The organism is Bradyrhizobium sp. Ken51 (genome assembly GCF_055807435.1).
The window spans coordinates 191,404-203,831 of record NZ_JBVVPB010000016.1 but is presented as its reverse complement, the minus strand read 5'-3'; the positions used below and the strand labels follow the sequence as shown (position 1 = coordinate 203,831).

The following is a 12,428-nucleotide window of genomic DNA, read 5'->3' as shown; positions in this document are numbered from 1 at the left end:
CGGAGGTCTACGCCGTCCAGCCACAGGAGATCGAAGGCGAAGAAAACGAGGCGGTCCTGGTCGCCTCTGCCGAGGTCGGCCTGCAGCTCGGAGAAGTTGGTGCGCTCTTCGTGGATGACGACCACCTCACCATCGACAATAGCTTGCCCTTCGATGTCGAAGGCACCTGCAATGACCGAGAACCGGTCGACCCAGTTATGGCCGTTCCTGGTGAAGGCCTTCCGGCTGTCGCCGTCGATGTGGAGCTGGATGCGGTAGCCGTCGTATTTGACTTCGTGAATCCACTGAGCCCCTGAAGGCGCTTTCATCTTCAGGGTCGCAAGCTGGGGGCCGATAAAGCCCGGCATGGAAGCTTGCGGCTTCTTGGCCGGTGCTTGGGTACGCTTTGCCACTAACGCAACTCACAAAAAGCCCGCCGTCGGTGGGGGAGCCGACGGCGGGGCAGTCTACCTACCTTACTTAGGACTCTCTAACCGCGAAGCCAAACGGGCGTTCCCACGCGTTCTCTCATACAACCGCAACCGCGATTTCCAGGTTGTATTTTCAACGTAAGCTAGAACGGCCGCCGAACAGTTAGGGAACGCGATGTGATAGAGCGTTCTTCAGGAGGAACACGCTTAATACTGGGGCCTCTTCAAAAGCTTCGGCAGCCGCGAGATTGCCTTTGCGATCCGCCTCGCCTCGTCACGGGTTAGGAATTGTTCGGCGTACTGGTACGGGCGCCGGTGAAGGTCTTCGCGGTGAGGCACGGAGCAAACGGAGAAGCCGTTCGCGTCCTTCACGCGGAAACATTGCTCCTCCTCCACCATCACCCACGGCGCCGGAAACCGCCGAAGGTTATCCATCACATCCTTCGGTTCGCCGGAGTGCCCCTTATTGGCTTGCCGGAGGCATATGTCGGGCTTTGCTTTGCAGCCAACACCTGCCGGTCTCGCTCGGCGCAAAGGTCATCAACCTTGCTCAACATCCGCTGAAGCAGGGTCTCAGCCGAGGCGGTCGATAACCCCGCCCGTTGAAGCTGCATGATTTCTTTGCGCTGGCGACTGACCTGCGAGCGCATGCGCTCGATTTCCGAGCGGACATATCCGAGTGTGGGCATGACCAAACCTGGAATTTCTCCCAATAGAACAAATAGAGAACAACGAGTCAAGCTATTGTGCCGACCTTTACGCGGGAGATGTCTGTGGGTACGCCTCTGCAATCCAGCCCACGAATGTCCCATGTTGATGAGAGTGAGTGTCAATGACCGTTTTCTCTGGCTCCATATTCGTCATGGACGTTGACGGCAAAGCTGCGTTCGCCTTCGAAGCAAAAAATTTCTCAGAAGCTTTCGAGTTATGCAAAGAGGACTGGGTTCGTGAGGACCTGACCACAATGACATCGAACGGCGTGCCACTTTGCTCGTCGACGGCGAAGTTGACGTTTGCAGAGCTGGCGAAGCGGAGATTGTCATCTATCGAGACGCCGCTTTCAAAGCTCAGACAGAAGACTTGGTCCTCGCATATCTCGTGGATTTAGATCGAGCGTAGTCCGCGATAGGTCACGCGCGGCCTTAGTTTTCGAGTTCTGGTAAGCAGCGCGAGCCGGCATCACCAGTATCAGTCGCGAGGTCCGAGATGGGCCAGAAGCCGCCGCCAATATCAATTGGCCGCGCGGACAATTTCGAATGCGGTATGTCCTGGGCGCGACGATACGGTCATTGTTGCATTTAGCCGTTGCACGAATGCCTTCACGACTTGCATGCCGAAGCCCTTACTCCGATCGATATCAAATCCCGCTGGTAATCCTCGCCCCTGATCGGACACTTCCAAAATCCATCCGCCCGCGCTTGTTCTGAAGCTTATGTCAACCGACCCACGTTCACCCGGCGCATATGCATACTTGAAACTATTCGTGGCCAATTCCGCCACCAGAAGACCTAATCCACTCGCGACATCCGACCGAAGTCGGGCATTCTCCGCGTCAACATTAACCGCGGTAATCTGAGCGGGCGCGGTGTGTTTGAGGCTTTCGCAGAGCCTGCGCAGGAAAGTATCGATCTCGATCTCTTCCTGACTGCCTGTCAGATGCAGCTGCTTGTGAACGGTCGCAATGGCGAGCACACGATTGCTGGCCATATCGAGTTGAGCCCTCGCTTCGTCGCTCGGTGCGCTGCGGCTTTGAAGCGCGAGGATCGACTGAACGAGTTGCAATGAGTTCATGAGTCGATGATCGCCTTCGCGCATCAACGTCTCTTTTTCCCTGACCAGGTCCTCGGCTTCGACTCTGGCGAGATGTTCGGCAGCGTTGATCCGGCGAAGTTCGAGCAGCTTCATCACCTGATTGGCCATCAACCGCAAAAAGGCCTTCTGGGTCTCGTCAAGCTCACGCGGCTTGTAGTCGAGCACGCAGACAGTTCCGAGTGGGAAGCCTTCGGGCGTCTCAAGGAGTGCGCCAGCATAAAAACGCAGATGCGGGTCGCCCGTAACCAACGGGTTATCGGCGAAACGGCGGTCCAGCGTGGTGTCAGGTACGACAAACAGGCCGGGTTGCAGGATCGCATGTGCGCAAATCGAGCTGTCGAGCGGCGTTTCGCGGACGCCCAGTCCGACCTCCGCCTTGAACCATTGGCGGCCCTGGTCGATCAGGTTGATCACGGAAATCGGTGTACCGCAGACGGCGGACGCGACCTTCACGACCTCGTCGAAATCGGCCTCTCGCGGGGTGTCGAGGATGGCATAGCGCCGAAGGGCGCCAAGACGAGATTCTTCGGCCCTGTGCAGGTCAGCTTTCAACGATATCTCTGATTTTACTGCCTAATCCGCTACCGTGCACTTCACGGTCGTCAATGTCTATCTGTTTTCGAATAAGGGAGGTATGCGAGGAACCATCCCAGGTAGGCCCGCGTATCCTGTCATGGAGACATTTATTCAGTGAAATTAGATAACGTGCGGCCGGTTGTCCTCATTGTAGAGGACGAGCTTCTGATCCGCATGGATGCGGTCGATATGATCAAGTCCGTGGGGGTTGAAGTCGTCGAAGCTGCAAATGCCGACGAAGCCATCGCCATTCTCGAACGCCGAGCCGACATCACGATTGTCTTCACCGACATACACATGCCCGGTTCGATGGATGGCCTCAAACTCGCTGCTGCCGTTAGGGGCCGCTGGCCGCCTATCGCGATCATTGCGACGTCTGGAAAGGCGAAGGTCAATAAAGACGACTTGCCCACGGGCAGTCGGTTTATCTCCAAGCCATACAGCGCCGGCGAAGTCGTAGCGACGGTCCGGGAGATGAGCGGTTTCCTTTAATCGCCGCGGATCAATCTTCGAGACAAGCTCTCCGCCCTGCAGGGTAGTCACAACCACCCCGGCCGCGGCTTGGTGCTGGCCATGGACGGCATTTTTGGCGGAACTGGTGCTCGGAGCGGGGTCGGACCGCGAGCTGCAAGCATCGCAGCTTTCAGGTCGGCCTGCGCTTTGGCAATGGTCGAATTCGGGTGGACATAAGGCGTTGGCGCAATGCCCATCGATCTTGGTTCATGCCTATACGCTGACACCAGCGCATCGTGATCGGCATCGAACATCCAGTGACCGGCATTGAGGTAAAGCGCGAGTTCATTCTTAATCGTGGCCGGGAGGTCTGCGCCCGCAACAAAAATCTCCAGCTGTTGCCCGGTGACGACGATGCCGGTGACGGCGAGCGTTGCAAGCAGCGAACTTGCCAAGGCCTTGATCGCAATCTCGTCGCCGCGCGGTGCCATGGTCTCCGCGATGCTGCGCGCCTTGGCTTTAGCGGCGGCTTCGTTGAGCGTGTCAGAAATGTCAGCGGCGACCTTGGCATAGGTCGTGCCGCTCGGCCGCTCGATGCGCGAGCGAAGACGATCTCTCAGGGCTTGCGTGCCGCTGATCTTGGGCTCGGGTGGCTTATGGTTGAACATGCTCATTGCGGTTCTCCTTGGAGGTGGAGACCCATGCGCCTTGCCAGCGCAACGAGTTGTTGGTTGGGAATGGCGTAGATCTTGCCGAGCGAAAATTGCTTGAGCTGGTCGAGGTCGAGGCCGGCGACGGCCGCGACTTCGTCGGAAAGATAGAGCGCGGCGCGGGCCTGAACCCTGCGGATGTTGGCTGGGCTCATGGTCCGTCTCCGGTTGGCAGACGTGCGACAAGGCGCGAGAACTCGCTGCGGCGGGGCTTCAGAACCGCTGCAGGAAGCGTTCCGAGAATGTGGGCCGGTGCGGTACCGATCGACGGGCGCGCCGACCGTGACGCCGGCGCAACCTGGAGAGCGACGGCAGCGTAATCATCGAGATGCTTGCGCAACCTGGTGATGGCCGCGACGGCGGCATCGTGCGTGAGGTCGAGCGGGGTGACAGCGCGACGGCTCGTGACGGTGGCGGCGGCGTTCGCAGGCTGCGGCGTCAAGCTGATTTCCGTGATGACGGCTTTACGGATGACGGCATGAAACGCGAGACTGTGCTCATCATGAACCTCGCTCTCGATCACGACCGCAGTGATCGAGAATCCACCCATGCGGCAGGCTTCGGCATGGGTGACTTCGGCCACGACGTGAATCCGGCCGGCTGAATCATAGGTCATTTGCCGCAACCTGCCTGCAATGCGGTTGGAATCGTGTCGCACCAGGAACGGCAACTGGTTGAGATCAGCGGGCCAACTCAGCGAGCCCAGCGCGAAGCTCATCCGGTCGCTATCAACATCCGGCGCCGCAGCGATGCCTTCGACGATCTGCGGAACGGTAACGGGCGAGAGCAGAGGCATCGCCGGCCGCTCGACCGGCGCAACGTTGTGCCGCTTGGCAAGCTCCGCAAGGCGTTGCTTCAGCTCGAACCCACGCATTGCTATTTCCGTTTCCGTGTCGCCTGGAGTTGCTCGCGGACCGCCCGCAGCCGCCGCGCCAGCTCCAGAATCGCGGCGCTCTCGCGTTCGAAGGCATGTCCGCCGAGCGGCCCGGCGGCTTTGATCTGGTCGGCCATCATCGGAAATTGCTGTTCGAGCTTTGCAGGCCGATCGACGACGGCGTCGACCGTCATGAACTGGCCTTTTTGAATCCGGCTGCGCTTGTCATGGATCTCGGCACGGCCGCCTTCCGCAATGACGAACGACCCGCGTTGCGGAACTTCCTTGCGCGTGGCCATCATTGTCCTCCGCTGTGCGCTAGTGAGAAGCCGGGCGACTGGTTGGGCAACGTCGCGTGCCGTCGCGAACCACCTTGACCGCGCGAATATTATCACGGCTGTGGCGAGATCAAGCGAACTTGGTGCACGATGGGCGTGATACGCGCGCTGTACTGCAACAGGGAGGTTTCTGGAAAACTTGTGAGGTCGTGCACGCCTCACCTGTGAGGTCGTGCGCGCTCCAATTTCGAGCCCTCAGTTTCACAGGGCCTCCCCCTCCCTAGGGAATTTACCGAAAACCGGTTGACCCAGTCGTTATCGGCTGTCACATACGCGTCAACGCTCGTTGACCGGTTAAGGTAGCAAAATGACATCGCTCGGCAAGTTCGTCGCGTATTATCGCGTTTCGACCAAGCGACAGGGCCGCAGCGGACTCGGTCTGGCTGCACAGCGGCAGGCTGTCGAGACTTACCTGAACGGCGGTAAGTGGCGGATCGTTGGCGAGTTCACCGAGCACGAGAGCGGCAAGCGTTCCGATAGGCCGCAGCTCGACGCAGCGCTGGCCGCAGCGCGTCTGCATCGTTGTCCGCTGGTGGTCTCGAAGGTCGATCGCTTGACGCGCTCGGTGGCGTTTCTGAGCCGCTTGTTGGAAGCCGGAGTCGATGTGCGCTTTGCTGACCTGCCGCAGATCGAGGGAGCTACCGGCCGGTTCATGTTGACCCAAATGGTCGCCGTTGCCGAGCTTGAGGCGGGCTTCATCAGCAGCAGGACGAAAGCGGCGCTGGCTCGCTCAAAGAAACCCCTCGGTGGCGATCGTGGTCAGGTCCCGTCGCGGCGTGCTCACAAGGCTGCTGCGGAGGCCATCCAGGCGCGCGTGGCGGCACGGGCCGCTGATCTGGCGCCAGCGGTCCGGAGGCTCCAGGAAGGCGGCGCTACGTCGCTACGGGCCATTGCGGCGGGCCTGAATGCCGAAGGTATCTCTACCGCACGCGGCGGCACTTGGAATGCCGCTCAGATCGCGCGGCTTCTCGAACAGATGGGTCGGCAATAAACGCGGGCCCGGTCAATCCTCAGCCGGCCCGACCTTGAGGGGCTCGACGACGCGCATAGCCGGACGCAGTTGATGCTCGAACGATGGCGACAGATCCGACATCGCCTGACCGTCATATGTTTGGCCGTGCGGAATCCCGACAATGTTGATCGTGCCGACCATGACGGCGCTCGGATTGTCGAGGCCGACGTTCGCCGGCAACGCTTTCCCCAGCAAGTTGGCGAAAGCTTTCTTGTGATATCGCGCGAGGTCTTCCATGTAGCCGACCAAGCCGTCTTGGCCGTTTCCGTCAGACCCAACGTTGTTCGCTGCCTGCGTGATCGCAGCGCGAACATCTCGCGTGAAGAAGTTCGGCTTTCCCTTGACGCGACCTCTGCCCGGCGGTGGCCGTCGATTATGGGGCTGGGTTGGCCGCTTTGGATTGATCGGAGTCAGATCGAGGTCGTCGGAGGTTGGCATGCCTCAAATTTCCTTACTCTGAGAGGATGGAGTCAGGACATCCGACCATATCTCCGACCGCCGCCCTAAGCGAGAGCATCGTCCGCCGCCCTTTGCTTTGGAAAACTTGCACCGGCCCAACTACTCAAAATCACCCATGATGCTGCCGACAAACCATGGTCGCACCGTAACCTTGATCCTGCTGCAGGAGAGATGCCAGTGCGCCATCGGTGCGCCGTCAAAGGAGGGGTGGTGGACGGCCTGCGCCACCACCACCCCCTGGAGGGCACCGATTGATGGTGGCGCAAACTTCTTTTGCGCCACCGTTGCGCCACCAAAAACGAGGTGATGGCGCAACCTTCATGACGGTCTTTTGGCGTGGTCGACCCAGAGTCCTTTGGCGGGTTTTCGAGTTGTCCGGTTGTCGTAATCCTGCACCATCAGCAGGCCGGATTTGACCCATGTCCGGATCATTAGCCGGGCGGGACCCTCGCCTTTGCCCGGGCAGTGTTTCTCGATCACCCGCCACGCCGGCCGGTCGGTCTTAGCGGCGTCGCTGTAGCGGTTGCCGTCCGGGAACCCGGCGTCGATTTCGTCGAGGATCTGGTTGATGCAAGGGACGCTGACGTCCTTGAACAGCTCCGGCGGCCTCCAGGGCTCGACCGTCTGGACGTTGTCGCCTTTGGCGTAGAGGTCGTTGCCGTTGCCCAGATCGACGCCCACCAGCCGGAACCATCTGGCATCCGCAGCCGGCGTGATGTTGAGCTTGGCGTCATCGACCCGGATCAAGCTGCGACGCTCGGCCTCGCTCAGGTTGAAGAGCTTGGCCTCGTCTGGCGTCATCGCGGTGGCGGTGCGGACCAACCGCAGCGCGTCCTTCAGCGCCGAAGCGCCGCGTCCCTTGTTGGCGTTACCCGGATCGGCCGGACCCTTCGCCATATGGTGAGGCACGTCGACCGCGATGTTGTACTTGATGCCGATGTCCGTGAGGATCTGCGCCACGGCGTCGATATTGTTGTTGTCGTTCTCCCCGACCGCGTGGGTTTTAACGAACGGGTCCAGCATGACGGCGTCGATCCCGCGAGTGACAATGGTGTGCTCCAATCTGGCGGTCAGCGGGCCCATAACCGGGCGGTTATGGTTGTCGAGCACCATCAGCTTGCCGTCCTTCTTGCCGAGCGCCGCCATGAACAGCCAGCCCTTCAGGTCCTCCTGACTGATCTCGTGATGCAGCCGGGCGGCGAGCAGGCGGCGGCGGAGTTCGTCGGGGCCGTCCTCGAAGCTGAGGATCAATACCCGACAGCGCTGGAAGACGTGTTCGCCTGTGAGCGGGGACCCGCTGGCCAGCGACAACATCTGCGCGTATCTGAGCGCGGTCTTGCCGACGCCGCCGTCGCCGAGCAAGGATGAAGCAAAGCCACGGCAGAAGCTGGTGCCCAGCAGCCAGCCGCGTGGCGGTGGGATCGTATCGTCCTCGCCAGCATCCCAGCCGAGCGGTTCATTCTGGAGCGGAACGGCGATGGTGGTGCCGGTAGTGGTGGTTGTTTCCGTTGGTGGGCTGGCAACCTTGCCGCGCACGGCAGCTGCCATCTCTGTGTAAATCTGCTCTCTCTCGGCCTCCTCATATCGGTCGCGCCATTCCGGATCGGCCTCATCGGCGTAGTGAAACAGTGTGGCAATGGTGATGTCGCGCATCGAGCGCGCACCCTGCCACCGCTTGCTGGCTTTCTCCGGTGTGTAGCGTGGCTCTGGCTTCCCGTTCAGAGTCACCGTGCCGGTGTCTTTGGCCGACCAAGTATCGAACAGCTCGAAGCCGCTCTCGCCGCGTTCGTTGTGGAGCGCGGCAGCAACTTTGAGCCATTTCTCATAGCTGCAATTACTGCCGAAGGCACCGAGCGCGGCCTGGATCTTGAGCAACGGGACGGGCTCTGGATCGTCATCGGCGCGCGAGCGATGCTGCGACTGACCGTTCACATGTGGCGGTCTTGCACCATCAACACTGTCGCCGATCTTGCTGCCGTCCTTGAAGATGCTGCCGCGATGGGTGTCGTCTCGCAGGTCGAGGAAGTCACCATCAATCACCTCGACGTGGTAGGCCGCGCCTTCGATATGGCCATAGTAATAGGACTGCGACAGTGTGAAGCTTTCACCTTCCAGATAACCACCGAGTAGGCCGTTGACGCGGGCGAGAAATTTGGCGCGGCTGTCAGGTGGGTGGTTCTGCGACAGCGGCACCAGGATGCGCCATTTTTCCTTCTCGACCGGCACGAACGATGCCGACGTGTAGAGTACGCTGCGGATATTAGCCTTGCGCATGATCGCGACCGCATCGGCGAACGCCAGCTTTCCAGTGTCGTGATCGCCTTCGACGCCGGAGACCTCCAGCACATTGTCGTTGTTGCGCAGGCAGTTTTTCCCTGTCCGCTTATTTCCAAACGTCGCAAGCTTGAGCCAGTCAAGGCCGGCCTTGTCAGCCGCGGTCTGCTGCTCGATGCGCGTGGCCAACTCGCGCAGGGTCATTCTCTTGATGCGCTTAGCCTGAGCTTTTTCATCCCTAAAAAACGTCACCGTCAACGTGCGGGTATCGATATCGCTGGTCGGTCCGCCGGAATCTCGATTGATGTGATCGTCGCGCTCGGGCTGGGTGTGCATCACTCAATCTCCACATCCGCGACGGCTATTGCTCGCGCCCATGGTGACGTTGCTCTCATCAAGCGCAGCCTGACCTTCAGGCGACGCGAGCCACGCCGCCTTGCGCGCGGCAACCGCTTCCGATCGCCACGTAGCCTCACTGCGCTCCAGCTGGCAGAGCCGATCGCGTTCCGCGAATTGCGGATCGAGCTTCAGGATGTAGCCAGTATGATGGAACGGCGAGTTTGCGTTGGTGCAATGCGGGTCCCGATGTCCCGGTGCGGGCGAGTGGTGATGGTGGCCCTTGCACCACGGGCACCAGTGCCGCCACAGCCAGTGACCGCCATCGACGTGTTTGATCGGTTCGCACAGCACGACCGGCATGCGGGCCAACCATTCTTCCTGGTCGCGCTTCGTCCAGGCACGCTGCTTCAGCGGGCGCGTCATGGCTGCGCCCTCCGCAAACTGACGATGTCGGGATTACTACCGTCGTCGGGATCTGACGATTTGCCGCGCGTGAGGCGCGCACGGCGGCGATGCGATCGTCGTGCACGATGACTTGGCCGGCGACGTGAGCAAGCGCTGGCGTTGGTACTCATCGAGCACGGGCAGAATCCAGTGATTCTTAAGTGTGGCTGGCGCGCGCGCATCTGCGCGAGGCGCAACAGCCGGTAGAATGATTGATCTGACAACATGAGCGCGGACCTTTGATCTGGAGGTCGCGCGGCGGGCACTAGGAACCTAAAAGCTGACGTGTTATTGATCGGCTGTTCGATGACCCATCAGATACGTCAGCTCTCCGGTCGCGCAGTGCCTGCTGCGCGGCCGATTTGCTAAGCCGCAGCGCCTTCGGTGCGACGTGCAGCGCGCGGAAGCTTGGCTTTAGCCGATGCCGATCGCTTAGACGGAGCTTGCGGCACGGGGTTCACTTTGTCGGATGCAGCCGCTGCCTCGCGTGCGGCACGCCATTCGGCCGCGCTTTCGAAAGAGATCAGAATTCGCGAGCCGCACTTAAATTCGCGCGGCGTCGAGTCCTTGTCCTGCTTTTTCATTTTGAAAAACATGGACTGGCTAATTCTGTGAGCCGTGCAGAACTCTGGAATTGTCATCGCCAACGGCGGCGGTTGCTGGTGCCTCCTGGCATCTTGACGGGCCATCGTTTTACTCCTCCACATCGCAAGCCATAACTTGGAGGAGTCCGGGCTGCTGTCAAACCGCTTCAGTAAAATTAGTAATTCACAATCAATGCCTTAAGCGGGTTCTAATTTTCCTAAGCGCCTCAATCGGCTGAGAAATTTTTGGGCGTGAAAAGCTAGGCTGGAGCTGACAGGTGCTAAAATTATTTTCAGACTGAGCTGGTAGGCGTTGCTCAACATAGGACTAGCGCAACAGAACATCGTCGGAACGTGCACCCACTGGCTTAGCCGGGGTAGCAAGTGAGTCGCGGTAGCTGATCAGCTCGCTAGTGCGACGACGTTGTCGCGGCTTGGTGGCGCCGGCTGCAACAGCGCGTGCCGGGAGACGTCATCGGAGTGCTCGGTGATGAACTTGGAGTAGTGCTTTTCGATCATACTGGTGCTGGTGTTGTGCAAGCTCGCCACGACCCGGATCGGGACGTTCTGCAGCAGCATCCTGACGATGCTCGAATGCCGCAGGGCGTACATCGTGACCTCCGCCGGATCGAGTCCGATAGCCGCGACGGTCCTGTCAACACTGCGGTGACAGTTCTGGCCGGGGCTTTCGCTCCAACGGCGGCCGTCACTCTGCATCAGCAGCGGCGCACCTTCAGCGCGGTCCTTTGCCGCCAGCTTAAGCTTGGCAGCGAGCTGAGCGGTGACCGGCACCGAGTAACGCTCGATCCTTCTCTGACTCCGATTCCTGCCACCGCCCTTGGCCGACTTTGGCATCATGAGCTTCGGCTTGGTCGGATGGTCATGCAGATCCGCAACGCGCAACCGCACGGCTTGGCTCGGCCGCGCGCCGGTCACCGCCAGCGTGTCCATGAGCAAGCCAAACTTCGCATCGAGCGCGTAAGCTGTCGCGACGAACGCGCGCACCTTGTCGTCGGAGATGATGACGTTGCGCACCTCGGTGGCGTCAGGAAGCCCGGCAAGCCCGACCTCCCATGCGTCGCTGTTCCTGATGCGTTGATCGTGCTGCGCCGCCAGTGCCAGCGCCGCGCAAACACAGCGGCACAGCCGATTGATGGTGCTGGCGGCCATAGTGCCAATCAGCCCGTCGCGCCAAGCCTTCAACTCCTTGGACGTTAGCAGCGCGACCGGCTTCGAAAGCAGCACGCTGGTGAGGTGCAGGCGGGGATGCTCCGCATTGTACGGGTTGGCATTGCGTGCAACCAGATCACGGCTGTAGGCCTTCAGGGCACCATCCACAGTGATTGGTGCGGAGTCGGCGCTGCCGTCCTCACCGCGCGCGAGCTTCTTCGCCGCGTCCTGCGCCTCGTGAAAGGTCAGGACGGTCTTGGCGTCGGCATCCTCGAAATCGTCAGCGAACGCGAAACCCTTGGTCCAATATGCACCATGACCGTCGCTCGCCTTGAGCACCCAAGTGCCGTTGGTCTTGTTGCGGCGATACATCAGCGCGATCCCGCGCGCGAGAGTCGGCCCAGGATACGGAGCGCGGCGAACTCTCAAACGCAGCCGCGCGCTGCGGCTTTCCAGTGCGCTGAAGCTGACCTTGCGTGCCATTGATCGTGTCCCTGTCTCTCGCGATGTGTCGCGAAGCTGCCGGCGAATGCCTGCGAAAGGCCTGCGCCAATATAAGCGGGATAATTGCGGACGATCAATGGCTTAGGGCCGCTCTACAGCGATCCACGACGCTCCATAGGACTCACGTTTTTCCCCTGCGCAGGGAAGGCCGAGTGTTCGGCGTCACCTGTATGCTGCTGTGCGGTCTTTTTGCGCTACACTTTCGCGCAGCGGACCGCGGGTGCCAGCCGGCACCCGGTCTTCCCTGCGCCCTCTTCACAGAAGAGGGTCAAGGTAGAAGCAAAACTCGGGCATCTCATGCCGCGAGAAGGCTGCTTCACGTGTGATTTGAGCCAGGGAATGGTGCTGCCAGACAGGATTGAACTGTCGACCTCTCCATTACCAATGGAGTGCTCTACCACTGAGCTACGGCAGCATGTGCTGGGGTAAGAATCGGCCGCCACGAGGGGCCTACCAAGCGGGCCGATAT

General features: G+C 60.5%; 15 protein-coding genes and 1 tRNA gene. 3 read left to right on the top strand and 13 right to left on the bottom strand.

Annotation, left to right across the window (positions count from 1 at the left end; all coding sequences use genetic code 11):
* The coding region (locus AC0L27_RS25895) for an ATP-dependent DNA ligase (protein ID WP_473320664.1) at positions 1 to 347 on the bottom strand (347 nt) is incomplete at its 3' end.
* A gap of 497 nt (positions 348 to 844) precedes the next feature.
* Positions 845 to 1,099, bottom strand: a complete 255-nt coding sequence (locus tag AC0L27_RS25890; protein ID WP_473320661.1) for a hypothetical protein — start codon at positions 1,097 to 1,099, stop codon at positions 845 to 847.
* Positions 1,100 to 1,242: 143 nt separating this feature from the next.
* Here AC0L27_RS25890 and AC0L27_RS25885 point away from each other — a divergent pair, with 143 nt between their 5' ends.
* Positions 1,243 to 1,518, top strand: a complete 276-nt coding sequence (locus AC0L27_RS25885) for a hypothetical protein (RefSeq protein WP_473320660.1) — start codon at positions 1,243 to 1,245, stop codon at positions 1,516 to 1,518.
* A 122-nt stretch (positions 1,519 to 1,640) separates the two neighbouring features.
* On the opposite strand, the gene AC0L27_RS25880 is transcribed toward AC0L27_RS25885, so the two are convergent.
* Entirely contained in the window at positions 1,641 to 2,774 is a 1,134-nt protein-coding gene (locus AC0L27_RS25880; RefSeq protein ID WP_473320658.1) for a sensor histidine kinase, read from the bottom strand.
* 138 nt (positions 2,775 to 2,912) lie between these two features.
* Here AC0L27_RS25880 and AC0L27_RS25875 point away from each other — a divergent pair, with 138 nt between their 5' ends.
* Positions 2,913 to 3,290, top strand: coding sequence for a response regulator (locus tag AC0L27_RS25875; RefSeq protein WP_473320656.1), 378 nt, complete (start codon positions 2,913 to 2,915; stop codon positions 3,288 to 3,290).
* Positions 3,291 to 3,337: 47 nt separating this feature from the next.
* Here AC0L27_RS25875 and AC0L27_RS25870 read toward each other — a convergent pair whose 3' ends face one another.
* From AC0L27_RS25870 to AC0L27_RS25855, 4 genes are read right to left on the bottom strand one after another with little or no spacing between them, the layout of a single operon-like run.
* Positions 3,338 to 3,925, bottom strand: coding sequence for a hypothetical protein (locus tag AC0L27_RS25870; RefSeq protein WP_473320654.1), 588 nt, complete (start codon positions 3,923 to 3,925; stop codon positions 3,338 to 3,340).
* Complete coding sequence (locus AC0L27_RS25865; protein ID WP_473320653.1) at positions 3,922 to 4,116, bottom strand: hypothetical protein; 195 nt, start codon at positions 4,114 to 4,116, stop codon at positions 3,922 to 3,924. The genes AC0L27_RS25870 and AC0L27_RS25865 overlap by 4 nt, the downstream gene beginning before the upstream one ends.
* Complete coding sequence (locus AC0L27_RS25860) at positions 4,113 to 4,835, bottom strand: HK97 family phage prohead protease (RefSeq protein ID WP_473320651.1); 723 nt, start codon at positions 4,833 to 4,835, stop codon at positions 4,113 to 4,115. The genes AC0L27_RS25865 and AC0L27_RS25860 overlap by 4 nt, the downstream gene beginning before the upstream one ends.
* Positions 4,836 to 4,837: 2 nt before the next feature.
* Entirely contained in the window at positions 4,838 to 5,137 is a 300-nt protein-coding gene (locus tag AC0L27_RS25855) for a hypothetical protein (protein ID WP_473320649.1), read from the bottom strand.
* A 343-nt stretch (positions 5,138 to 5,480) separates the two neighbouring features.
* Between AC0L27_RS25855 and AC0L27_RS25850 the strand changes: the two genes are divergently transcribed.
* Positions 5,481 to 6,164 (top strand): recombinase family protein, encoded by a 684-nt coding sequence (locus AC0L27_RS25850; RefSeq protein ID WP_473320647.1) that lies wholly within the window; start codon positions 5,481 to 5,483, stop codon positions 6,162 to 6,164.
* Between the two features lie 12 nt (positions 6,165 to 6,176).
* On the opposite strand, the gene AC0L27_RS25845 is transcribed toward AC0L27_RS25850, so the two are convergent.
* From AC0L27_RS25845 to AC0L27_RS25820, 6 genes are all read right to left on the bottom strand, one after another.
* On the bottom strand, positions 6,177 to 6,623 hold the full coding sequence (locus AC0L27_RS25845; protein WP_473320645.1) for a hypothetical protein: 447 nt from the start codon (positions 6,621 to 6,623) through the stop codon (positions 6,177 to 6,179).
* Between the two features lie 339 nt (positions 6,624 to 6,962).
* Entirely contained in the window at positions 6,963 to 9,254 is a 2,292-nt protein-coding gene (locus tag AC0L27_RS25840) for an AAA family ATPase (protein ID WP_473320644.1), read from the bottom strand.
* A gap of 3 nt (positions 9,255 to 9,257) precedes the next feature.
* Positions 9,258 to 9,680 (bottom strand): hypothetical protein, encoded by a 423-nt coding sequence (locus tag AC0L27_RS25835; protein ID WP_473320643.1) that lies wholly within the window; start codon positions 9,678 to 9,680, stop codon positions 9,258 to 9,260.
* 386 nt (positions 9,681 to 10,066) lie between these two features.
* Positions 10,067 to 10,390, bottom strand: a complete 324-nt coding sequence (locus AC0L27_RS25830) for a hypothetical protein (RefSeq protein ID WP_473320641.1) — start codon at positions 10,388 to 10,390, stop codon at positions 10,067 to 10,069.
* Positions 10,391 to 10,687: 297 nt separating this feature from the next.
* On the bottom strand, positions 10,688 to 11,938 hold the full coding sequence (locus AC0L27_RS25825) for a site-specific integrase (RefSeq protein WP_473320639.1): 1,251 nt from the start codon (positions 11,936 to 11,938) through the stop codon (positions 10,688 to 10,690).
* A gap of 361 nt (positions 11,939 to 12,299) precedes the next feature.
* A tRNA-Thr gene (locus AC0L27_RS25820) sits at positions 12,300 to 12,374 on the bottom strand.
* Positions 12,375 to 12,428 lie beyond the last annotated feature (54 nt).